Source organism: Albimonas sp. (assembly GCF_055129145.1).
The window spans coordinates 1-22,544 of sequence record NZ_JBSRTQ010000018.1; the positions used below are offsets into that span (position 1 = coordinate 1).

Annotated in this window: 22 protein-coding genes, 1 pseudogene and 1 other annotated feature; of the genes and pseudogenes, 11 read left to right on the forward strand and 12 right to left on the reverse strand. The window is 68.3% G+C overall.

The window, feature by feature from the left end; all coding sequences use genetic code 11:
* A partial coding sequence (locus ACTB72_RS05100) for an amidohydrolase family protein (RefSeq protein WP_463035904.1) occupies positions 1–1,311 on the forward strand: 1,311 nt, incomplete at its 5' end.
* 127 nt (positions 1,312–1,438) lie between these two features.
* On the opposite strand, the gene ACTB72_RS05105 is transcribed toward ACTB72_RS05100, so the two are convergent.
* From ACTB72_RS05105 to ACTB72_RS05120, 4 genes are read right to left on the reverse strand one after another with little or no spacing between them, the layout of a single operon-like run.
* A complete protein-coding gene (locus tag ACTB72_RS05105) occupies positions 1,439–2,449 on the reverse strand; it encodes an NAD(P)H-dependent flavin oxidoreductase (protein WP_463035905.1) in 1,011 nt (336 codons plus the stop codon).
* Entirely contained in the window at positions 2,449–3,249 is an 801-nt protein-coding gene (locus ACTB72_RS05110) for an enoyl-CoA hydratase/isomerase family protein (protein WP_463035906.1), read from the reverse strand. Before ACTB72_RS05110 ends, ACTB72_RS05105 begins: the two co-directional genes overlap by 1 nt.
* A gap of 10 nt (positions 3,250–3,259) precedes the next feature.
* The gene (locus ACTB72_RS05115; RefSeq protein ID WP_463035907.1) at positions 3,260–4,408 is read right to left on the reverse strand and encodes a thiolase family protein; all 1,149 of its coding nucleotides are present in this window, start codon (positions 4,406–4,408) and stop codon (positions 3,260–3,262) included.
* On the reverse strand, positions 4,408–4,821 hold the full coding sequence (locus tag ACTB72_RS05120) for a Zn-ribbon domain-containing OB-fold protein (protein ID WP_463035908.1): 414 nt from the start codon (positions 4,819–4,821) through the stop codon (positions 4,408–4,410). Before ACTB72_RS05120 ends, ACTB72_RS05115 begins: the two co-directional genes overlap by 1 nt.
* A 142-nt stretch (positions 4,822–4,963) precedes the next feature.
* Between ACTB72_RS05120 and fabG the strand changes: the two genes are divergently transcribed.
* A complete protein-coding gene (fabG, locus tag ACTB72_RS05125; protein WP_463035909.1) occupies positions 4,964–5,707 on the forward strand; it encodes a 3-oxoacyl-ACP reductase FabG in 744 nt (247 codons plus the stop codon).
* 43 nt (positions 5,708–5,750) lie between these two features.
* Here the strand turns inward: fabG and ACTB72_RS05130 are convergent, their stop codons facing one another.
* The 6 genes from ACTB72_RS05130 to ACTB72_RS05155 all read right to left on the reverse strand — a co-directional run bounded on the left by ACTB72_RS05130 (position 5,751) and on the right by ACTB72_RS05155 (position 13,244).
* Positions 5,751–6,716, reverse strand: coding sequence for a Bug family tripartite tricarboxylate transporter substrate binding protein (locus ACTB72_RS05130; RefSeq protein WP_463035910.1), 966 nt, complete (start codon positions 6,714–6,716; stop codon positions 5,751–5,753).
* 122 nt (positions 6,717–6,838) lie between these two features.
* Positions 6,839–8,356 (reverse strand): tripartite tricarboxylate transporter permease, encoded by a 1,518-nt coding sequence (locus ACTB72_RS05135; protein WP_463035911.1) that lies wholly within the window; start codon positions 8,354–8,356, stop codon positions 6,839–6,841.
* 4 nt (positions 8,357–8,360) lie between these two features.
* Complete coding sequence (locus tag ACTB72_RS05140; protein WP_463035912.1) at positions 8,361–8,840, reverse strand: tripartite tricarboxylate transporter TctB family protein; 480 nt, start codon at positions 8,838–8,840, stop codon at positions 8,361–8,363.
* A complete protein-coding gene (locus tag ACTB72_RS05145) occupies positions 8,837–9,919 on the reverse strand; it encodes a CaiB/BaiF CoA transferase family protein (protein ID WP_463035913.1) in 1,083 nt (360 codons plus the stop codon). The genes ACTB72_RS05140 and ACTB72_RS05145 overlap by 4 nt, the downstream gene beginning before the upstream one ends.
* The gene (locus tag ACTB72_RS05150; protein WP_463035914.1) at positions 9,916–12,024 is read right to left on the reverse strand and encodes an acetate--CoA ligase family protein; all 2,109 of its coding nucleotides are present in this window, start codon (positions 12,022–12,024) and stop codon (positions 9,916–9,918) included. The genes ACTB72_RS05145 and ACTB72_RS05150 overlap by 4 nt, the downstream gene beginning before the upstream one ends.
* Positions 12,025–12,089: 65 nt before the next feature.
* Positions 12,090–13,244 (reverse strand): acyl-CoA dehydrogenase family protein, encoded by a 1,155-nt coding sequence (locus tag ACTB72_RS05155; RefSeq protein ID WP_463035915.1) that lies wholly within the window; start codon positions 13,242–13,244, stop codon positions 12,090–12,092.
* Positions 13,245–13,391: 147 nt separating this feature from the next.
* Between ACTB72_RS05155 and ACTB72_RS05160 the strand changes: the two genes are divergently transcribed.
* Entirely contained in the window at positions 13,392–13,619 is a 228-nt protein-coding gene (locus ACTB72_RS05160) for a hypothetical protein (protein WP_463035916.1), read from the forward strand.
* Positions 13,448–13,564: a sequence feature (AL1L pseudoknot), on the forward strand. It overlaps the preceding gene by 117 nt.
* Before the next feature lie 184 nt (positions 13,620–13,803).
* A complete protein-coding gene (locus tag ACTB72_RS05165; RefSeq protein WP_463035917.1) occupies positions 13,804–14,328 on the forward strand; it encodes a DDE-type integrase/transposase/recombinase in 525 nt (174 codons plus the stop codon).
* Positions 14,329–14,375: 47 nt separating this feature from the next.
* Here the strand turns inward: ACTB72_RS05165 and ACTB72_RS05170 are convergent, their stop codons facing one another.
* Positions 14,376–14,717: a zinc ribbon domain-containing protein YjdM gene (locus ACTB72_RS05170; protein ID WP_463035918.1), complete on the reverse strand. Its 342-nt coding sequence runs from the start codon at positions 14,715–14,717 to the stop codon at positions 14,376–14,378.
* 407 nt (positions 14,718–15,124) lie between these two features.
* On the opposite strand from ACTB72_RS05170, the gene ACTB72_RS05175 reads away from it, so the two are divergent.
* The 5 genes and pseudogenes from ACTB72_RS05175 to ACTB72_RS05195 form a co-directional block, all read left to right on the forward strand.
* Complete coding sequence (locus ACTB72_RS05175; RefSeq protein WP_463035919.1) at positions 15,125–15,388, forward strand: DUF6869 domain-containing protein; 264 nt, start codon at positions 15,125–15,127, stop codon at positions 15,386–15,388.
* A gap of 28 nt (positions 15,389–15,416) precedes the next feature.
* Positions 15,417–15,737, forward strand: a complete 321-nt coding sequence (locus ACTB72_RS05180; RefSeq protein WP_463035920.1) for a hypothetical protein — start codon at positions 15,417–15,419, stop codon at positions 15,735–15,737.
* 141 nt (positions 15,738–15,878) lie between these two features.
* A complete protein-coding gene (locus ACTB72_RS05185; protein WP_463035921.1) occupies positions 15,879–16,088 on the forward strand; it encodes a hypothetical protein in 210 nt (69 codons plus the stop codon).
* 51 nt (positions 16,089–16,139) lie between these two features.
* Positions 16,140–16,664: a hypothetical protein gene (locus tag ACTB72_RS05190; protein ID WP_463035922.1), complete on the forward strand. Its 525-nt coding sequence runs from the start codon at positions 16,140–16,142 to the stop codon at positions 16,662–16,664.
* Positions 16,665–16,994: 330 nt separating this feature from the next.
* Positions 16,995–17,084: pseudogene (locus ACTB72_RS05195) on the forward strand (recombinase family protein); the annotation flags it as partial.
* Positions 17,085–17,163: 79 nt separating this feature from the next.
* Here the strand turns inward: ACTB72_RS05195 and ACTB72_RS05200 are convergent.
* A complete protein-coding gene (locus ACTB72_RS05200; RefSeq protein WP_463035923.1) occupies positions 17,164–17,970 on the reverse strand; it encodes a ChaN family lipoprotein in 807 nt (268 codons plus the stop codon).
* Positions 17,971–18,241: 271 nt separating this feature from the next.
* On the opposite strand from ACTB72_RS05200, the gene ACTB72_RS05205 reads away from it, so the two are divergent.
* The gene (locus ACTB72_RS05205; RefSeq protein WP_463035924.1) at positions 18,242–20,506 is read left to right on the forward strand and encodes a TonB-dependent receptor; all 2,265 of its coding nucleotides are present in this window, start codon (positions 18,242–18,244) and stop codon (positions 20,504–20,506) included.
* Entirely contained in the window at positions 20,506–22,329 is a 1,824-nt protein-coding gene (locus ACTB72_RS05210) for an ABC transporter ATP-binding protein/permease (protein WP_463035925.1), read from the forward strand. Before ACTB72_RS05205 ends, ACTB72_RS05210 begins: the two co-directional genes overlap by 1 nt.
* Positions 22,330–22,544: the final 215 nt, after the last annotated feature.

Sequence of the window (22,544 nt, forward strand, 5' to 3'; positions counted from 1 at the left end):
GGCCAACCGCCCGAAGCCGTCGACCTGCTGGTCACGGCGGATTTCATGTATCCGGTCGACGGCGCCGACACGGTGGTGCGCGACGCCGAGGTGGCGGTCCGCGACGGCCGCATCGTGCAGGCCGGCCCCGCGTCCCCGCCCGGCCGCTGGGCGCCGGCGGAACGGCTGGACGGCGCGGGCATGGCCCTGATGCCGGGCTTCGTGAACGCGCATTGCCACACCGCCTCCACGGTTTTCCGCGGCCAGACCGACGAGGGCGTCGGGCAGAAAGGCCTCTACACCATCTCGTTTCGGGGCGAGAGCCGGGTGGCGCCCGAAGATTGGTCCGTGCTGGCGCAGCTCGGCGTCGCCGAGATGATCCAGGCCGGCTACACCACGCTGAACGACTTCTGGTATTGCCCCGACGCGATGGGCGAGCTCGCGCGCGTCACCGGGCTGCGGGTCCAGCTTTCGACGGAGATCTTCGACGTCGAGAAGCCCGGCCTCGCCGAGCGCGACTACACCCGCCGCCCCGCGCTGGGCGAGGCGCGCCTGCGCGAAGGCGTGCGGGTGGTCGAGACCTGGCAGGGCGCCGGCGACGGCCTGATCACCACCCGGATCGGGCCGCATGCGACCGACACCTGCTCGGCGGGTCTGTTCGTCGAGGCGACGGCGGCGGCGCGCCGGCTCGGCGTCGGGCTGCATTGCCATGTCGCCCAGTCCCCGCAGGAAGTCGCGCAGATCGAGGCGGAGCACGGGCTCGGCCCGGCGGAATGGCTGGCGTCGCTGGGCGTGCTGGGGCCGGACTGGGTGCTGGCGCATCTGACGCGGGCGGGTCCGCGGGACTATGCGGCGGTGGCCGGGACCGACGCGGGCTACGCGCATTGCTCGACGATCTATCCGCGCAGGGGATTCTATCCGGACCTCAAGGCGATCCGGGAGGCGGGCGTCCGCACCGGCTTCGGCTCCGACTGGATGCTGAACGACCCGTTCGAGGGGATGCGCTACGCGATGAATGCGCTGCGCCTGCGCGAAGGCCGCAGCGACGCGCTGCTGTCGACCGAGGCGCTGGACCTCGCGACCGCCGGCTCGGCCGACGTCCTGGAGCTGAAGGGGGTCGTGGGCCGGCTGGCGCCGGGGATGGAGGCCGACATGATCCTCGTCGACCTCGACCGGCCGCATATGCAGCCCTTCTACGGCGAACCCGCCTCGCTGGTGTTCTATGCGCGGGCCGGGGACGTGCGTCATTCGATCGTGCGGGGCCGCGTGATCATGCGCGACCGGGTGGTGTCCGGCATCGACCTCGGCGCGGCGCTCGCGGCCGTGCGCTGAACGGGGGCACGGTCGTTCGGCGCGACGCCGATGCAGGGCCTCGAGCCCTTCACGCGACGGAGGGCTTCGGCTCGTCCCGGCAAATCGCGCCAGCCCCGCCTGTGCGGGCGGCGGATCGCAAGCCTTCTCAGGCGGCGGCGGACGCGCGGACCTGGAGAGCGTCCAGCCGCCCCAACGTCTCCCGCGCTTCGCGGATCATGGCCGCGACGATTTCGGAAGCCGGCTCCACCCGATCGGCGAAGCCGACGGCGGATGAGCAGGAGAGGAGGCCCCGCTCCGGGTCCCCCGCGACATAGGCGTTGTCGCGGCCGTAAGTCCCGCGCACGACGGCGCCGAAATCCTCGAAGGCCGGGTCTCCCTCCCGCTCCATCCGCCGGATCTCGCGGGCGGTCGCGTTGTCCAGAACCCGCCAGGTCGCCTTGATCGTCTCCATGCAGATGGTGGTGTCATCGTGGGAGGCCGCCACCAGCCGCGCCTTGTAGGCGGGATGCGCCCAGATCTCTTCGGCCGTGAGGAAGCGCGTGCCCAGCAGCACCGCCTCGGCGCCTGTCGCCAGCATCCCCACCATCTGCCGCCCCGTGCCGATGCCGCCGCCGACCGCCAGCGGGACCCGCATCTTCGGGGCGAGATGCGCCAGCAGCACCGGCGCGGGATGCGGGTTCAGACCGGGGTGGCCGCCGGCCTCCATGCCCACGATGACCACCGCATCCGCCCCGTCCCGCTCGGCCGCGAGCGCGTGGCGGAACTGCGTCGCCTTGTGCATCACCCGAGCGCCGCCCGCATGGATCGCTTCGATGAGGTCTCCCGGGTGGCTGCCGGCCGTCTCGAACATCCGGACGCCGAGGTTGAGCGCGATGTCCAGATACGCGCGGTTCGGGGCGGAGCGCGCGTGGTAGCGCGGGATGGTGAGGTTGACCCCGACGGGGTTCCCTTCCGCCAGTTCGATGCACTTGCCCAGCCCTTCGCGGAACGCCTCCGGCTCCCCGTAGGAGCGGGGGGTCATGAAGCCCATCGCGCCGCCGCGGGCGACGGCCGCGATGAACTCGGCGGTGGAGAGCCACATCATGCCCCCCGCCGCGACGGGGTGCGGAACCTCGAACATCTCGGTCAGCCGGGTGCGGAAGAGCGGGGCCTCCATCACCGCCCCCGGAACTCGGGCTTGCGCTTCTCCACGAAGGCGCGGAAGCCTTCTTTGCGGTCCTCGGAGTTCACGAGGATCGAGGCCGCGTAGCGCTCGTAGATCAGCCCCGCGTCGATGCCGACCTGCATCCCGGCGTTCATGGTCTGCTTGCAGAACGCCACCGCAAGCGGCGGTTGCGCGGCGATCCTCCTCGCGGTCTCCATCGCCGCCGCCCGCAGGTCCGCCAGCGGCACGACCCTGGAAACCAGGCCCTTGCGCAGCGCCTCCTCCGCCGAGAGCATCTCGGACGTGTAGACCATCTCCTTGGCCGCGGACTCCCCGATCAGCCGGGTCAGCCGTTGCGTCCCCCCGGCCGCCGGCAGCGCCCCGAGCCGCACCTCCGTCAGCCCCAGCCGCGCATGATCGGCCGCATAGCGGATGTCGGCGCACATGGCGATCTCCAGCCCGCCGCCGAGCGCCACGCCGTTGATCGCGCAGATCACCGGCCGCTCGAAGGTCTCGATGCGGCGGAACAGGTCGTGGGTGTATTCCTGCGCCACGAAGTAGTCGAAGGTGGAGATCTCCCGCCCGTCGCGCTCCTTGATGTCGGCGCCGGCGCAGAAGGCGCGGTCGCCGACGGCGGTGAGGACCACGGCGCGGACCCGCTCGTCGGCGCGGGCGTATTTGAAGAACGCGGTTTCAAGGTCGGGCTTGAGCGTCGCGCCCAGCGTGTTCATCCGGTCGGGGCGGTTGATCTCGATGATCGCGACCCCGTCCTCGACCGCGTAGTTCACCGTATCCAGCGGCTTCACGTCCATGATCCGTCCCTCATTCCCGCCGCAGGATGTGGGCGATGGCGACCGAGCCCAGCCCGATCATGTGCGCCATCCCGACCTCGGCCCCCGGCTGCTGCCGCACGCCGTTTTCGCCGCGCAATTGCCTCACGATCTCATGAACCTGACCGATGCCCGTGGGCCCCAGCGGATGCCCCTGCGCGATCAGCCCGCCCGAGGAGTTGATCGCGCATTGCCCCCCCACCCGGGACCGCCCCTCGCGCAGGAAATGATGCCCCTCGCCCGCGGCGCAAAGCCCGAAGGCCTCGGTGTAGAGCAGCTCCTCGATGGAGAAGGCGTCGTGCAGCTCCACCACGTCGAGATCGGCGGACGAGATCCCCGCCTCCTCGTAGGTCTTCAGCGCCACGTTGCGCGCGGCGGTCACCGATCCCGGTTCACGCCCCTGCGCCAGCCCCTCCGATCCGGCGGTGGAGCTGACCACCCGCACCGCGCGGGCTCGGTCCAGCCCGTGCGCCCGGATCGCGTCCTCCGAGACCACGATCGCCGCGGCCGCCCCTTCGCCGCGCGGGGTGCATTGCAGGGAGGTCAGGTCGCCGGCCACGTTGGTGGATGCCATCACCTGCTCCAGCGTCCGGGGTTTCTGGAACTGCGCGAAGGGATTGGTCGCCGCGTTGTTGTGGTTCTTCACCGCGACGCCCGCGAGGTCCTCCGCCGTCAGCCCCTTCTCCCGCTTCAGGGTCCGGCACAGCAGCGCATATTTCACCAATGGCACATGGGCGGTGTCGGACAACCGCCCGATCCCCTCCTTCAGCACCGCCCGCTTCTGGTCGCCGTACTTGTCCACGCCCACCGCCAACGACACGTCCGCCCGGCCGGAGGCCACCTCCAGGCACGCATCCGCGAACGCGAAGGACCCCGACGCCGAGGCGTTCTCCACCTGCTGGACCGCCAGCCCCGTGGACCCGATATGCCGGAGCATCACCCGCCCCGCCGCCATCCCCAGCCCCGTGGTCCCGACATAAGCCGATTCCACGGCCGGAAACTCCACGCCCGCGTCCCCCAGCGCCGCCCGCACCGCCGTCAGCCCCATATGGATGAACGGCGTGTCCGAGGCGAACTGGTAGCGGTGCATCCCCACGCCCATCACATAGACCGGCCGGAGGCTCCTCAGATCACGTCCCATCACAGCCCCTCCGCCGGCACGAAGCGGATCGCGAGCCGCGGCCCTTCGCCCGTCTCGATCTCCACCGGAACCGCCTGCACCGACATCCCGGGGCTCAGACGATCCTCCTCCACCCCAAGGTGGATCTCCTCGATGATGCCGGGCGCGATCTCCGCCTCCCCCACCACGACCGGCGGCTTCAGCCCCGGCGCGATGCGGGTGTGGATGGTGATGAACTCCAGCAAGGTGGCCCGCCCCGACAGCGTCTCTTCCGCGACGGCCTCCGGCGCGGCCCCGCACAGGGGGCAGCCGTAGGGCGCGAGCGGGAAGCTGAGCCCCCCGCAGGACCCGCAGCGCGAGGCCCGCAATCGCAGGCTGCGCCCGTCCTCGGACAGGCGGCAAAGGTCGGGCTTCTCCAGCTCCATCGGGCGCATCCTCTCTGTTCCTCCCGAAATTATACTCACGGGTAGAATTTTCGCGCAATCCCTTAGCTCATCGAAATAAGGGTTTCGATCCTGTTTTGCGCCCGCTATTGAACATAGGGTAGAATTCAAACAGACCATGGGAGGACGCATCATGGACCTCGGGCTCGCCGGCAAGGTCGTCGCCATAACCGGAGGGGGCGGCGCCATCGGCTCCGCCACCGCCCGCCTTTTCGCGGCCGAGGGCGCGAAGGTCGCCCTGCTCGACCTCAACGAGGCGGCGGCGAAGGAAACCGCCGAAAACCTCATCGCCACGGGCGCCGGCGCCCTCGGCCTCGGCGTCGACATCACCGACCGCGCCGCCGTCGCCGCCGCCGTCGCGCGGGTGGAGGCCGAGCTCGGCCCCATCGACGTGCTGGTCAACAACGCCGGCTTCTCCCGCGACAAGTACCTCACGAAGATGGAGGAGGCGGACTGGGACATCGTCCACGACACGGTCCTGAAGGGAACCTTCCACTGCTGCCGCGCGGTGCTGCCGAGGATGATGGAGCGGCGCTGGGGGCGCATCGTCAACATCACGTCCATGTCCTACCAGGGCAATGCGGGGCAGACGAACTACTCCTCCGCCAAGGCGGGGCTGGTGGGCCTCACCGCGGCGCTGGCGCGCGAGGCCGGCGCCTTCAACATCACCGTCAACGCGGTTGCGCCCGGACTGGTCGCCACCCCACGCCTGCGCGCCCGCAAGGACTTCGAGAAGCTCGAGCAGCGGTCCAAGGCGCTGACCCCCCTGCCCCGCCTGGCCGAGCCCGAGGACATAGCCAAGGCCGTGGTCTTCCACGCCTCCTCGCTGGCCGATTTCGTCTCGGCGCAGGTGATGCACGTCTCGGGCGGTCGCTGACATAGGCCTTCCGAAGGACGGGGGCCCGAGGCCCCCGTCCGGTTCACTGCCTGGGGACGCCGGCGGCCTCGATCACGTCCGCCCAGCGGTCGATCTCGGACTTGACGAAGTCCTTCGCCTCATCGCCCTTCACCAGCAGCAGCGTGGAGCCGTACTTCTCGTAGTACTCCCGCACGGTGTCCGAGGTGATCGCCTTCTCCGCCGCGTCGGTCAGGATCTTCACCCGGTCATCGGGCGTGCCCGCCGGAACCATGATCATCGACCACGACCCCGCCGTCGCCTCCGGGTAGCCGGATTCCGCCAGCGTCGGCACGTCGGGGAAGATGCCGATCCGCTCGGGCGAGTTCACCGCCAGCACCTTCAGCGTCCCCGCATCGGCATGGCCCAGCGAGCTCACGGGGTAGTCGAACAGCACATCCACCCGCCCCGCCAGCAGGTCGTTCAACGCGGGCGCGGAGCCCTTGTAGGGCACATGCAGCCCCTCGATCCCCGCGACGGTCTTGAACAGCTCCATCGAAAGATGCGTCGAGGTGCCCACCCCGGCGGATCCGAAGTTCAGCTCTCCGGGATGCGCCTTGCCGTATTCCACCAGCTCCGCGATGGTGGCGAACGGCGCGTCGGCATAGGTGACGACGGTGTTGACCGAGTTGCCCATGCCGTGGATGGGGATGAAGTCCGCCAGCGGGTCGTAGTTCAGGCTTTTCCGCAGCGACACGTTGGCCGCCATGGTCCCCTGGGTCCCGTAGATCAGCGTGTAGCCGTCAGGATCGGCCCGCGCGACATATTCCGTGCCCACCATGCCGCCGGCGCCGGGGCGGTTCTCCACGACCACGGGCTGGCCCAGCTCCTTCGACAGCACGTCGGCGATGATCCGCGACCCGGTGTCGGTGATCCCGCCCGGCGTGTAGGGCACGACCCAGGTGATCGGCCGGTCCGGGAACTGCGCCGCCGCCGGCCCCGCCACCGCCGCGACGATGCCCGCCGCGGCCAGTTTCGCGATGATCTTCATGGTCTGGTCTCCTTCTGCACGGGACCCGAAGGTCCGCTGTCACGGGGACCCGGCGCGACCGCGCCGTTCCCTCCCGGATGCAGGTCCCGTCTTCTTGCGGACGGGAACCCTCGATGCCGCGCTCAGGCGGCGCCCGTCGGCTCCGCCGGCTGCCGGCGCTTCTTCCACGAAGACCGGACGGTGGAGACGACGAGGATCACGGACACGAGCAGCAGCCCCGCGCTGATCGGCTGGGTGAGGAACACCGTGGCGTCCCCCCGCGCGATCAGCAGCGACCGCCGGAAGTGCTCCTCCATCATCGGCCCCAGCACCAGGCCGAGCAGCGCCGGCGCCGCCGGCAGCTGCAGGACGCGCATCGCGTAGCCGATCACCCCGAAGACGATGACCAGGAACACGTCGAACGGGTTGTTCTGGCTGGTATAGGCGCCGAGGCAGATGAAGAACAAAATCACCGGGTAGAGCACGTGGTACGGGATGGTCAGCATCCTGACCCAGATCCCGATCAGCGGCAGGTTCAGGATCAGGAGCAGCGCGTTCCCGATCCAGAAGCTGGCGATCAGCCCCCAGAACAGCTCGGGATTGGTGGTCATCACCAGCGGCCCGGGCTGGATGCCGTGGATCAGCAGCGCGCCGAGGATCAGCGCCATGGTCACCGACCCCGGGATGCCCAGCGCCATCGTCGGGATGAACGCCGCCTGCGCCGCCGAATTGTTGGCCGACTCCGCCGCGGCCACCCCCTCGATGATGCCGGTGCCGAACTTCTCGGGGTGTTTGGACACCCGTTTCTCGACCGAATAGGCGATGAAGGACGCGATGGCCGCCCCCGCGCCGGGCAGGATGCCGATCACCGCCCCCAGGCCCGCCCCGCGCGCGATCGGAAAGGCGCTGTCGCCCCAGTCCTTGCGCGAGGGCATCAGCGCCTTCCAGCTGGTATCCACATTCTCCACCTGCGCGCTCTTCTGCCCTGCGGTGAAGTTCCAGAAGATCTCGCCCACGCCGAACATCCCCATGGCCAGCACCACGAGATTGACGCCGTCCAGGAACTCGTCCACCCCGAAGGTGAAGCGGGCGTAGCCGGAATTCACGTCCGTCCCCGCCATGCCCACCAGCAGCCCCACCACCACCATGGCGATCCCCTTGATGGGAGAGCCGGCGGACAGCGTCGAGGCCGCCAGCAGCCCAAGGATGGTCATGGAGAAATACTCGGGGCTGCCGAACGACGACGCCACCGCCACCAGCGGCGGCGCGAAGGCCATCATCAGCACGATGGAGAAGCAGCCCCCGATGAAGCTCGCGAAGGTGGTCATGGCGAGCGCCACCCCCGCCCGCCCCTGCTTCGCCATCGGATACCCGTCGAAGCACACCACCGCGGACGTCACCGTCCCCGGCAAGTTCAGCAGGATCGCCGCCGTCGAGGACCCGTACATCGTTCCGTAATAGATCCCCGCCAGCATCACGACGGCGTCCACCGGCTGTTGGGTGAAGGTCAGCGGCAGCAGCAGGCTGATCCCCGCCAGCGGCCCGATCCCCGGAAGCACCCCGATGAAGGTGCCGACCGTGACCCCGATGAAGCAGGCGAGCAGGCTCGACCACGACATCGCCACGCCGAACCCGAGCGCCATGTTGTCGAAAAGCTCCATGACCCTATTCCCCCGGCAGAAGCTGGATGTTGACGGCGCCGTAGAACCCCCAGGCGAGCAGCGCCATGAAGACCATGGCCCCGAGCGCGATGCCCGCCAGCGTCTTGGGCCGGTATTTCGGCTCCGCGAAGCCCACCAGCACCACAAGACCGACGATGGCCGCGAAGGCGCCCATGTCCTCGACCAGCAGCCCGAAGGCTCCGAGCCCCGCGCAGATGCTCAGGATCGGCCGCCAGGGCGCCTTGGGCGCCACGCTCATGGACCTGCGCCCGTCGAAGATCACCGCCACGCCCATCAGCGCCAGCACGATCCCGAGGCACATGGGGAACATCCCCGGCCCCACCTGCCGAAGCGTCCCCAGCCCGTAGTCGGCCGAGGCCACCGCAGCCGCCACCCCCGCCAGGGAGAGCACGCCGCCCCCCACCAGCTCCACCACGTTGAAGCCGGCGATCCTGACCGGCCTCCGTTCCGGATCGTCGTTCATGCCTTCCGCTCCCCGAGCTCGGGCGCCTCCCGCGGCGCCGCCTCCATGCCCGCCATCCGCACCGGGAACGGGGTGAGCCGCCCCGCGCAGGTCTCCGCCGCCAGCCCCCGGGCCGCGTAATGGCCCGAGGCGTCCGCCTCCGCCACCGTCAGCACCGGCGCCGCCGGAATGTCCTTCGACAGCAGCAGCGCCACCGCATGCTCCCGCGTCATGGGCGCGAGCCGCTCCGCGATCGCGACGTTGATCTCCGCGCACTTCGCCACCCGCGCCGGCATGTCGTTGAACTCGGGCCCCTGGAATTCGGTCAGCTCCAGAAGCGCGGCCAGCGCCTTCCAGAAATGCCCCTCCAGCGCCGCGATGGTCACGGCGCCGTCCCTGCAGGAATAGACGCCGTAGGCGGGCCGCCGCAGCGCCGCCCCCCGCTGCGCCTCCAGCGTCTCCAGCCCGCTGGCGTGGAACACCCCCCGCCGCGCGTTCATCATGTGCGCGATGCAGTCGGTCAGGCTGAGGTCGAGATGCTGGCCCATCCCCTGCCGCTCCCGCTGGAACAGGGCGCCCAGCACGGCCGAAAGCCCGTAGACCGCGCCCCCCAGATCCGCCACCGGCAGCCCCACCCCGTGCGAAGGCGCCTCGCCGGGCGCCCCGCACAACGACGTCATTCCCGCATTCGCCAGGTAATTCAGATCGTGCCCCGGCACGTGCCTGAGCGGCCCGTCCTGCCCATATCCGGTCAGCGACAGGTAGATCACCTTCGGGTTCCGCGCCGCCACGGCCTCGTAGCCCAGCCCGAGCCGCGCCATCACGCCGGGCCGGTAGCCTTCGATCACCACGTCCGCGCCGGCCGCGACGTCCATCGCCTCGGCCACCCCCGCCCCGGTCTTCAGATCCACGCGTTGGCTGCGCTTGCCCCGGTTCACCGCCCCGAACAGCCCCGGAGAGACCGTCCGCACCAGATCCCCCCGCGGGCGTTCCAGTTTGAGAACCTCGGCCCCCATCTCCACGAGGCACTGGGTCAGGAACGGCCCCGGCAGCAGCTCGGTGAAGTCCGCGACCCGGACGCCCGCGAGCGGCCCGCTCATTCCCGCACCAGCAGCACGGCGTCCAGCGCCAGCGCCCCCTCGCCCTCGGCCCCGACCCACACGGGGTTGAGGTCCAGCTCCTCCACCGCCCCCGCATTGGCGACCACGTAATCCGACACCGCGCAGATCAGCCCGACCAGCGCCTCAAGATCCCGAGGCGCCTGCCCCCGCATCCCGGTCAGCATCGGCGAAGACTTGAGCTCCCCCACCATCTCCCGCGCCATCCCGGGCGTCACCGGCAGCATCCGCCGCGTCACGTCCTTGAAGAGCTCGACGTAGATGCCGCCGAGCCCGAAGGTCATCACATGCCCGAACACCGGATCGCGGCTGACGCCCACGAAGGCCTCCACGCCCCCCGGCCCCGCCATCAGCTCCACCAGCACGCCGTCCAGCGTCGCCTCGGGCGCCGCGCGACCCACCGCCGCCATGATCTCGTCATACGAGGCCCCGGCCCGGTCCGCCGTCACGCCGAGCCGCACGCCGCCCACATCCGACTTGTGCACGATCTGCGGGCTGACGATCTTCATCGCCGCAGCCCCGCCCAGGTCCCGCACCGCGGCCGTCGCCTCATCGGCCGAGCGCACCACCTTCGGCCGCGTCACCGGGACCCCGGCCGCCGCGAGCAGCGCCTTGCCCTCCGCCTCCGACAGCGTCCGCGTGGCCTCCGCCGCGGGGCGCCACGCGTCCAGCAGCGCCGGCCGCCACTCCGGATCCGCCGAGCTTCGCCATTTCCCGTAGTCCACCCACCGGCGCACGGCCTTGCCCATGTTCCGCAGGGACCGGAACGGCGTGATCCCCGCCCGGTTGAAGACCTGGAACCCCTCGCCCAGCCGGTCCGACATCCAGATCGGGACCAGGGGCGTGTCGGTCGCCTTCTGCGCCTCGACCATCAGCCCGGCGGTATGTTCGGTGAAGCGGTGGTAATCCATCGGGATCGGCAGCAGCACGATGCCCACCGACGGGTCTCTCGCCACCGGAACCAGGCTGTCCGAGAACGCCGAGGGGTTGGAGATCGTCACCGAGGTCGTGTCCACCGGGTTCCCGAAGGCCGCGTAGTCCGGCAGCACCGCCCGCATCGCCCGGTCCGTCTCGGCCGAGAAAGCCGCCAGCTTCAGCCCCACCGCCCCGACATTGTCCGCGCAAAGCGACGCCGCCCCGCCGGAGGACGCGAACACCGCCACCTCCTCCGTCCCGTCGGGGATCTTGCGCGCCAGCAGGGCCGCCACGTCGATCACCTCATCCAGGTCATCGACCTCGATCACCCCGAACTGCCGCAGCACCGCGGAGTTGACCTCCGCCGACCCGGTGATCGACGCCGTGTGCGAGGCCGCCGCCCGCGCGCCGTATTCCGAACGCCCGACCTTCACGCCCACCACCGGCTTGCCCATCTTCGCCGCGTGCGCCACGGCGGCCGCGAACCTCGGCCCGTCCTTGATCCCCTCGATCAGCGTGCAGATCACCTTGACCCCGGGATCGCCCGCCATGTGGTGGATGAAGTCCGCCACCTGCAGGTCGCTCTCGTTGCCCGAGGACGACCACATGGCGATGCCGACCCCCCGCTCCATGGCCTGCATCATCGACCGCCCGAGCCCGCCCCCCTGCGTCGCCAGCCCGATCGGCCCCGCCCTCAGGTCATTCTTGTAAGCGGGCGAGAAGGTCATGCCGACCCGCGCGTTGATGTTCACCAGCCCCGGACAGTTCGGTCCGTAGATCCGTATCCCCGTGCGGCGCGAGATTTCCACCAGCTCCGCCTCGGCCGCGCGCCCCCAGTCGTCCGCCTCCGAGAAGCCGGAGGTCAGGATCACCGCGAACGGAACCCCTTTCTCCCCCGCCTGCCGCACCGCCTCCACCACGCCCGTGGCCGGGATCACGACCAGCGCCACGTCGGGCGCCTCGGGAAGCGAGGCGATGTCCCGATGGCACCGGATCCCCCGGATCTCGTCCGTCTTGGGGTTCACCAGGAACAGCGTTCCCTGGAAGTCCGAGTGGTCCAGCAGGTTCTCGAGCGCATGCCCCCCGATGCTCCCCTCGCGGTCGGAGGCGCCCACGATCGCGATCGACCTCGGGTTGAACAGCGGCGTCAGGTCCTGGAACTCGTAAGACATAAGTCTCCCTCCCGCGCCGAGGGTCTCCCCGGGCGGCTCCTGCATCGAACGGCGCGGCGCGCCTCTCAGACGATGGCGTTGATCCCCAGGATCTCGCGTCCCGCGATCAGCGTCTGGATCTCGGAGGTTCCCTCCGGGATCATGCCGCCCCGCGTGTCCCGAAAGATCCGCTCGATGGGGTAGCCGACCGCATAGCCCAGCCCCCCGTGCACCTGCAGCGCCATGTCCGCGACCTCGAAGGCCGCGCCGGTGGCGTAGAGTTTGGCGATGGAGCAGTCCTCCCGCGCCTCCAGCCCCCGGTCCAGCATCGCGGCGGCCGAATAGCCCAGCGCCCGAGCCGCCTTCACCCGGATGGTCATGTCCACGATATGCTTCTGCACCAGCTGGAAGGACCCGATGGGCTTCCCGAACTGCTTGCGGGTCTTCGCGTAGTCGATGCTCAGATCCAGCGCCGCCTGCGCCGCCCCGACCGCGCCCATGGCGATGTTCACCCGCGCCGTGTTCAGTCCCGCCAGCGTCCCGGCGAGCGCCTTGCCCTCCGGCCCCAGCCGGTTCTCCGCCGGCACGACCACATCCTTGAACTCAAGCTCGGAGGTCCCGGTGCAGCGCAGCACCATCTTCTCCACCGCGCGCGCCGAGAAGCCGTCCGTCCCCCTCTCCACGATGAAGGTGCTCAGCGCGCCGTCCTCGCAGTCAGGCGAACCGAACACCCGCGCCACCACCTGGGCGATGTCGGCGTTGATCCCGTTGGTGATCCACAGCTTGCGTCCGTTCAGCACGTAATGGTCGCCGCGGAAGTCCGCCCGGCACGCGATCGCCCGCACGTCCGAGCCGACATTCGGCTCGCTCAACCCCGTGCAGCACTTCAGCCGGTTTTCCAGCAACGGCGTCAGCCATCGCGCCTTCTGCTCCGCCGTCCCGAAACGGCTCAGCTTCTGGATCGTGCCGTTGGTGATGTTGACGATGGTCCGGAGGGAGCCCCAGCAATAGCCCGCCTCCTCCATCAGCATCGCCCAGGTGACGAAGGAAAGGTCGAACCCGCCATCCGCCTCGGGGATCCTGCCCCCCAGATAGCCGAAGTCCCGCAGGTCGCTCAGGATCTCGAACGGAAAGGTCCTCGCCGCCTCATGGGCTTCGATCCGCGGGGTCACGTTCTCCCGCAGCCACTTCCGCACGTTCGCCTGGAGGAGCCGCTGCTCCTCGTCCAGAACCACGCTCATGTTTCCTCCCCGTCCTGCGCCTCTTTGGGTGCTTTGAACATTGAGAACATTGTTCTACTCATCAGTCAATAACTTTAGCGGAGCGTATCGAACCGCGCCGGGTCCGCCGAAGGAAGCGCCGGCGTCCGACGAGAGATCGCCGAGAGCATGAAGACGCTGGAGCGCGAGATCCGCTCGGCGAACGAGATCCTGCACAAGGCGAACGCCTGTTTCGCGATGGCGGAGCCCGACCGCCGGTCGAAGCCATGGCGTTGGTCATCGACGCGCATCGTGATGCGCACGGGGTCGAGCCGATCCGCAACATTCCGCCGATCACCCCGTCCACCGTTTATGATCGCGGGCTCAAGCGGGCCGAGCCTCCATGACAACGCCTGATCGTCCGGTCGAAAGGGGGGCCAGTTCAGTGAGGCGCTCCCTGGAAACGGGACGCTGACGGAAGCTGCTGTCTGGGGTCATCTGGTCTTCGAGAATGAGACGGATGACATGGCGAAGAGGAAGCGGCATGCAGCCGCGTTCAAGTCGAAGGTGGCGTTGGCGGTGCGGAAAGGGGAGCTGACTGATGAGCCTGACGCCGATCCATCGGCGTCCGAACACAAGTCGCCCGGCCAGGAGACGCCAGCCATATCCCTGCCCGCTCCGGGGCCTGGCGATCGAGCGGCCGGACCGGGGCTGGCGCGCGGACATCACCTGTCTCCCCCTGCGGCGGGGGATCCTCCCCCGCGTGGCGATCATGGATTGGCGCAGCCGCCGCGTGCTGTCCTTGCGGCTGTCGAACACGAGGGAGGCCGACTTCCGCGTCGCGGCGCTCGACGAGGCCATCGCGCGCTTTGGGCCGCCCGAGATCATGAACAGGGACCAGGGATCGCCGTTCACCGCCTTCGCATGGACGGACCGGCTCCGGACGTGGTCCACCGCGCCCGCACGACGATCACGCAACCCGACCAGCAGAACCGGAAAGCGGCTTGGAAACCGCCGGACCCTGTCCAAGGATCGGGGAGATCCTCAGCCGTCATTCTTAAAAATCCGCAGCGTTCCGTACTTTATGACGCCCGCAGACGAAACGGCCGACTTATTGCGCCGATGATCCGATTACGGCCACAACGATTCAGCTTGGTTTTCGTGCCCGGCGGCCTATCCAGAGACTTTCTTCACGAATTGAGATTTCAGGCCCATCTGGCCGATGCCTGGGACTTTGCAGTCAATGTCGTGATCGCCGTCGACCAACCGAATGCCGCGAACCTTGGTCCCGACTTTGATCACCGACGAAGAACCCTGGACCTTCAAGTCCTTGATCACAGTGACCGTGTCGCCATCCGCAAGGACATTCCCGACGCTGTCACGCACGTCCGGCGCTGTGTCGATCGGCGCCTCGGGGCCCCATTCGTGACCACATTCCGGGCAATTCAACAGGGCATCGACCTGATAGACGTAGGTCGAGGAACATTCGGGACAGGGCGGCAATGAGTCGGTCATGGGGTATGGCGGTAACCTGATGAAAGCCCGAAGAACAGCGGAAATTCCTCTCCCTCAGGGCCTCACGGCCCATAGATCTTGAAGCCCCGCCCTTTCGCCCGCGGCGCAGCGGTGGGCGCGGGCGACGGCGCCGTCGATCATCTGGACGCTGTCTGGCGATCCCTCGGCTGCGTTCAGGGCCTGCAGGATCAGGCCCCGGAGCCCGGCCAAGGTCCACGTCGGAACTGGCGAAACGCCGATGCTCACGGGCTTAAGCTTTCCGGCAGGTCGCGCCAGGGCGGGCCGGTCGGCGCGATCCAGACCATCCCCCCAGCACCCGCCGGTGATCGCGCGGCAGGCGGCCTCGCCTGGGGTCGGTCTCGATCACGAACGGCGCGAAGAACGCCCATTCCTCATCGCTCATCAGGTTGCGAGCCAAGATCCCTCTCGCTTCCAGGGAGGGAATCCGAATAACGCAGCAGCCGATTTGGGACTCCACTTCGTCAACACGGCCTAACTTAAAGGCTGGGCCGCTCAAGGACTTATTGACGCGCCATAGTGCTGCGATTATCGATTCTTTCGAAAAGGAAGTTAAGCGCTATGAGCGAATTCGCCTCTTGGCGCGAGATGTCGGGAGGACCAACATTGACGATAACACATGGATGAGTTTGCAGCGCGTGGTCGGGGGCTAGTGTGGGCCGCCTTGGCTGGGGTGTTGGCATGAGTGAATTGAATGACGAGGGGATGCTGGCGCTTTCTGTGGCGAGTCTCGATCACTCCCTGATGCTGGTTGCGGCAGCGCTTAGGCTTCCGAGTGTTGCCTCGCATAAGGAATGCGAGTCTGTTTCACTGGAGCTTTCAGCCTGTATTAGCAGTATGTGTCGGTTGCTGGATGGTCTTGATCGAAAATTCGATTTCGACAGGCTCGCTGACACATTCACCGTTGAGGATCGGCGCGCCCTGGATGCGCTGGCTGGGCTTGGGGTCAGACTGCGCGATAGGTTGGAATCGGGGCGACAGGGCAGCGTCAACCGTCCCTGACCTGAAAGTTCGCCCCTCCTCAGGTCCATCTCCGTGGTGCACTCTGGCAGCGCCCGACGGAAAGTGGCTTCGACATCGTCTGCATAGGTTTTGCAAGCGGGCATTGCCGGCGATGGGCATTGGAACAACTGGGAGCGCGATATGCACGACCATCTGGTTCGAATTTCGGATGACCATAAGCTGCTGATCTACAGAGTTTTCGAGGACGGCAGGCAGGATTTCTACACATCCATCGATATTCCGCGAACGGATACGGGCTTCGACGATGCCGTTTTCTCTGAGTTTTCACAAAAATTGGGTGAAAGCATACTGTTTAACTCACCGAGCGGACGAAGGGCCTTTTCAATTTGATTGGTCCCGCATTCGTTCGTGCCGTTTCTGTCCTGGCCGGGTTGAGTAAAAATGCGTGATCAGACAAATGGCTTTTCCTGCATCGGATATGACATGCGCGTTTGGCCGCATTCCGGGAGCTTTTCAGCCGACGCGACCGTGTGGCCTGATCATGAAGAAGCGAATATCAAAGCGGATGCCTTGGCGGGCGTGAGTCAGAACAGCTACCAACTAAGTCACGTCAATCGTGAATCCGATCTGAGCGAACTGCTGCATATTTCGGCAAGTGACGGCACCGCCAAAGTTATCGGCTTGGAGGCGAGCGATCAGGTTGTGGCTGCAAAGGCCCGCACTTGGGGACCCGAGCCGATGTGCTACTCATCATTCGGGTCTGCATGGGAATTCATTGGTTTCGATGTTTGCGATATCGATGGCTTGTTTTCGTTTCTCCACATGGGTGTGTCTGGATGGAGAGGCCTCAACTTATTCCCAAAGGAGAATGTCGAAGGAGCTTTGGCGTTAACGCAAGCTGCGAATATTCTTGTTCCATCCCACTCGCCATTCGTGGTGCTTGGCCTCTGGCTTCACCTCGGTTGACGGTGGCGGAAACGCCTAGGGGGGGTCTGAAACTTCGCGCGCCTCCCCCGCCCTCGCCCTCCTCCCCACCCTCGCAATCCTGACCCTGCTGCTCGCCTTGCAAGCCCAGGCGACGACCCCGCTTGCCCAAAAACGCCTCCGATCGTGTCCATCAGCCCTTCATGGACACGATCGATGCTTCAGCAGACCAGGCAGAGCTGCGAGGCCGGACGCTTGCGCTTCCGCCGCCGTTTGTAAGCCCCAGCACGCCCGTCGATCCGAATGGTCCGTCGGTCGGCGCTGAACATAGCGCAGATGCACGCCCGTCAACAAAGGGTAAGCATGAACGTGTTCTGGTCCTTCGCGCAGTTCGAGCGGGAGGTCACGGCGACGCGGGTCCGGGACAAGATCGCGGCCTCGAAGCGCAAGGGAATGCGGATGAGCGCCGGTGAAGCCTGCAGGCTTCGGCGCTCGAGCGGGCGTGCGATCCCGGCGCCTGCGATGCATCGCCGGGATGGCGTCAGCTCGACCGCAAGCGCCAGACGAGATCCGCGCAGCCCGGCGGCGTCGGCGTATCCGCATCCGCGGCCAGCGCGACCTGCACCTTGTCCAGTCCCAGATCCCGGAGCTGGCTTGGCGTGCCGCCGCCGAACGCCACATGGCCTTGGCCGACGATGCCGACCACGAGCGGCCGGCCCGCGCCGTTCGCCGCCTCGGCGAAGCTGCAGGCGAAGGCGCGGTCCCAGACCTGCTGGGCGCGCACGAAGCGGTCGAAGGCCGGGTCCTGCGCCGACTTCGCGGCACGGTCAGGGCGCGCGCCGCCGGTGATCCGGAACAGGTAGGCGCGGTAATCGGGCGACGCGGGCGCCGCGGGCGACAGCCCTTCCCGCTCCGCCGTCGGAACGGCCTCCCATCCCTCGCGGCCGATCCGGGAGACGAGGGGGCGGTTCACGTTCGACGCGCGCATCGGAACGCCACGCTCGCGACAGAGGCGGAAAAGCGGCAGGTAAAGCTCGGGGTCGAAGCCCCAGACGGACGACCACTCCGCCGCCTCCAGGAACCCTGCTTCGGTCAGCATGCCGGCGACCCAGTCGTCCAGCGCCGGCTGCACGCGACGCGGAAACATCTCGAACCCGACGACCATTTCAGGTCGCAGCGCGTGCAGCGCCGCCAGAACGTCCCGCTGCCAGATGTGGATGTCGGCGCGGTCATGGGTTTCGCCAAGGCACGCCACCCGGGCGGTCGCGAGCCGGCGGATTCCCTCATCCCAGGAAAGGCGCTCTGCGGTTGAAGGGGCGAACCAGTGTCGATCGGTCATGCATGCCATCCGGTGTCGGCGCCGCGGGCGCGGCGGAGAGGGGAGGCGCGCCTGCGTCAGGCCGGGCTGCGTTGGGAACGCCGTTCACGAGGCGCACAAGAAGCCCGTGCCCGGCCCAGGTCAAGGGCGCCGAATACATTCTTGACAGTTTTACTAGGTTAATGAAGATTGCGGCCACGGAGCCCGCAGCGCTCCGGTCAATCACGTCGGCCAGCTCCTTCCCCAGCCAGCAGATGCCGCAAGCCGCGGTGACCGCGGCTGGAACGAGGGGACTTCACCCATGACCACGCCATCGTGGAGGAGGACGGCGCTTGCCGTTCTCGCCGCCGCCGCGCCCGTGTGCGCGCTGGCGCAGACGACAGAGGACACGCAGCCGGAACCCCTGCTGCTGGAGCCGATCAGCCTTATCGCCACAAGGACGGAGCGCCAGGTGCTCGACGTGCCGGGCAACGTCACGGTGATCGACGGCGAGCGCGTCGAGCGCGAGATGATCACCGACCTCCAAGAGCTGATGCGCTACGAGCCAGGCGTGGTCGTGAACCGGCAGACCACGGCGACGGATCCGTTCAACACCTTCGGCGGCGTCACCATCCGCGGCGTCGGCGGCAACCGCGTGCAGATGGTGGTCGACGGCTCGCGCGTGCCGGAGCGGATCACGGACGGGACGCGGGACTTTCTGGACATGGACTTTCTCGCGCGGGCCGAGGTCGTGCGAGGGCCCGGCTCGGTGCTGTGGGGCTCGGACGCCTTGGGCGGCATCCTGGCCCTGGAGACGGTGGATCCAGACGACCTGCTCAAGCCCGGCGCGACCTGGGGCGGGCGGGCGTCGACCAACTACGACAGCTTCGACCAGGGGATCGATACCGAAGGGGTGGTCGCGCTGCGCCTGACGCCGACGCTGTCGCTGCTGGCGGGGCTGTCCCATGACATCGCCCAGGAAGGGGAGCTGAGCCGCGCCCGCGCGGATGGCGGCATCTACGGCTGCCCGCGCAATCTCGACGACGGCGCGACGCCCTGCAACGAGCTCGACCCCACGGACATGCGGTCCTGGCGCGGGCTTGCCAAGCTGGTGTTCGAGCCGACGGCCGCGCACCGCTTCGAGCTGTCCGCAGACGTGATGAACCGGGTGACGGAGGTCGAGTTCAACCAGGCCCTGGGTCCGGTGGTCAGTTCCGTCACGGGCGCCCCCACCGGCGAGGTCATCCTCGACGACGACCGGGAGCTGGACCTCAACCGGCGGCGCTTCGCGCTTCAGCATGAGTGGGACGTGAACGCGCGCTGGCTGGACGCGCTGTCCTGGACGCTGGCCTATGCGCCGCAGGACTACGAACGCTCGGGCGAGAAGCGGACGCTCAGCGCCGCCGGGGAACTGCTGAGCACCTCGGACAAGCTGACCTATGGCGAGGATTTTCTGGAGCTGGACGTGCAGCTTTCCTCCAGCTTCCGTCTCGGGCCGACGCGCCACCGGCTGACCTACGGTTTCGACGGGGACTATACCAAGACCGACTATTCGCGCGTCAGCGAGGTGCTGAACCTGACCACGGGGACGACGACCGAGACCCGCGGCGGCGGCTTCAACTTCGCCAACGCCGACACCCTGCGCGCCGACCTCTACGTGCAGGACGAGATCGCGCTGCTGGACGGCCGGCTGGAGCTGATCCCCGGGCTTCGCTACGCGACCTACGCGCTCGATCCGCGGCCGAACGCCGATTATCAGGCGGTGCCGGGGCAAGAGCCGGACAAGGTCGAGGATCAGGCCCTGACCGGCAAGATCGGCGGGCTGTTCCGGATCGACGACCGGTTTTCGGTCTACGGATCCTATGGCCAGGGGTTCAAGATGCCCACGGCGCAGCAGCTCTACACCTCGCTGCCCGGGACGTCGTTCAACCTGATCCCGGCTCCGGACCTGAAGCCCGAAAAGGTGGACAGCTACGAGATCGGGGTCCGGGGCAGGCTGTCGCGCGGCTGGTTCTCGGTGAACGGGTTCTATGCGGATTACCAGGACTTCATCCAGAGCTTCTACAATCCGCCCGGCACCACCGACTACACCTACCGCAACCTCTCTTCCGTGCAGGTCTGGGGCGTGGAGGCGTCGGGGGAGCTGCATCTGACGCGGAGCCTGACCGCCACGGCGTCCGCCTCCTGGCAGCAGGGAGAGCAGAAGGTCGATCCCGATGCGGCCACGACGCCCTTCGACGTGGCGCCGTTGACGGGCACGCTCGGCCTTGGCTACGACATCGCGCGCCACGGGCTGGAATTCGATCTGGTCGCGACATTCGCGGCCCCGATGAAGCGGACCAGCGACCCGAACCTGTTCAAACCCGGCGGCTATGCGGTCTTCGACGCCTATGCGGCGTGGGAAATCGTGGAGGACGTGCGCCTGAAGGTGGCCATCCTCAACATCTTCGACGCCCGCTATTTCCAGGCGCCCTTCCCCAACACCTACAACACCACGGTGAGCGACGCCGTGGCCCGGCAGAACCCGCTGGAGCTGCAGACCGCGCCCGGGCGGACGTTCCGCGTCGGCCTGGACGTGGCGTTCTGATGGCGCGCGTGCGCGGCCGCTTCCTTCGGGAAGCGGCCATCGGCGCCGTGCTGGGGCGCATCCGGCGGCTGGTGCGGCTGGCGATCTCCGGGCCGGGGGGCCGGTTCGGGATCGTCCTTTACGGCGTGGTGCTGGCGCTGGAGCTGGCGGGAATCTGGGTGACGGTCCGGTTCATCGCCTGGAACGCCGCCTTCTACGACGCGCTGGAGGACATGGACGCCGACGCCGCCCTGCGACAGGTCGGCGTCTTCGGCCTGCTGACGGCGCTGGGCGCCGGGCGGCATCTTGCGGCGGACTGGCTGAAGAAGATGCTGCTGCTGCGCTGGCGCAGGGCGCTGACCGCAGCGGCGCTGGACCGCTGGCTGCGCGACAAGACGTTCTGGCGGCTGCGCCCGGGCCTGTCGCCCGAGGGGATCGACAACCCCGACCAGCGGATCGCCGAGGATTGCCGGCTGTTCGTCTCGGGCTTCCTTCGCGAGTCGCTGGACCTGATCTCCAACATCGTGGGGCTGTTCTCCTACGTCGCGATCCTGTGGTCGCTGTCCGTCTTCCCGCTGGACTTCACGGCGTTCGGTCTGGAGGTGACGATCCCGCACTACATGGTCTGGGCCGCCTTCCTATACGTCGCGCTGTCGTCGGGGCTGACCCAGCGCCTCGGTCGTCCGCTCAAGGCGCTGCTTTTCGTGCAGCAGGCGCGCGAGGCGGACTTCCGCTACGCGCTGGTCCGGCTTCGCGACGGGGCGTCCGAGGTGGCTCTGGCCGGCGGCGAGACGGCGGAACGACGCCATCTCGACCGTCGCTTCGACGAGGTGGCGGTCAACTGGAAGCGGATGATCGGGCGGGAATTCATCCTGGGCCTGTTCACCCGCCCCTATTTCCAGACGGTGATGCGCATCCCGGTGTTTCTCGCCCTGCCCGCCTATCTGGCGGGGACGGTCACGCTGGGCGGACTGATGGGTCTGGCCTCCGCCTTCACCAACGTCACCACCACGCTGAGCTGGTTCATCTTCTCCTACCGCGACCTGGCGGATCTGGCGGCGACGTCCGAGCGTCTGGACGACCTCTTCCGGGTGATCGAGTCCCCCGCCCCCCTGCCGCACGCGCCCACGCGGCTTGCGCGCCGCATCTCGAAGGACGGCGCGCTGCGGCTGCGCGGCGTGCGGCTCGCCACGCCGCGGGGGGAGTGGCTGGCGCCGGCGCCGGACGTGGAGATCCCGCCCGGCGCCCGCGTCTGGGTGAACGGCCCGTCCGGCGTGGGCAAGAGCACGCTTCTGGCGGCCATCGCGGGCGTCTGGCCCTGGGGCGAGGGCGAGATCGAGGCGCCCCGGGGCCGCATCGCCTTCCTGCCCCAGACCCCCCACCGCCCCGAAGCGGGCTTCGCCGCCGCCGCCTGCTATCCGGAGGACCCCGCCTCCATCGCCCCGGACGCGTTGGCCGAGGCGCTGACGCGTGTCGGCCTCGCCCCTCGCCTCTGGGCTCTGACGCCCGACGCCGAGAACGGCGGCGAGGGCCTCTCGGGCGGCGAGCGGCAGCGCCTCGCATTCGCCCGCCTGCTGGTGGCGCGACCCGACTGGGTGGTTCTTGACGAGGCCACCAGCGCGCTCGACGCCGGATCCGCCGCGGGCCTGCTCGGCCTGCTCGCCGAAGCGCTGCCGGGGATCGGCTTCATCGTGGTCGCCCACCACCGTCCCGAGGCGCTCGGCCCCCTGATCGAGCTGCGCCTCGGCGAAGCGGTCGAAGCCGGGGAAGCCGCCGCCTGCAGGCTTTCGGACCCGCCTGCGAGGAACCTCGGTGAGAAGGCCGGCGCGGAAAGATGGTCATGAGGCCCAAGGCTCACGACCGCCTGCGCCGCACAGGGGGGTAATCGGCGCGCTCGTCATCGATATCATCACCATCTTGAAGCGCAGCCCTTGCCAGCATCGTGGCGCTTGACCTGCTCCCCTGAAAGTCCGCGGTTTGAAGTTAGCCTGTTCCTCGCATGAGGAGACAGACGATGCGGAAGAGCCGTTTCAGCGAAGAGCAGATCATCGGCATCCTG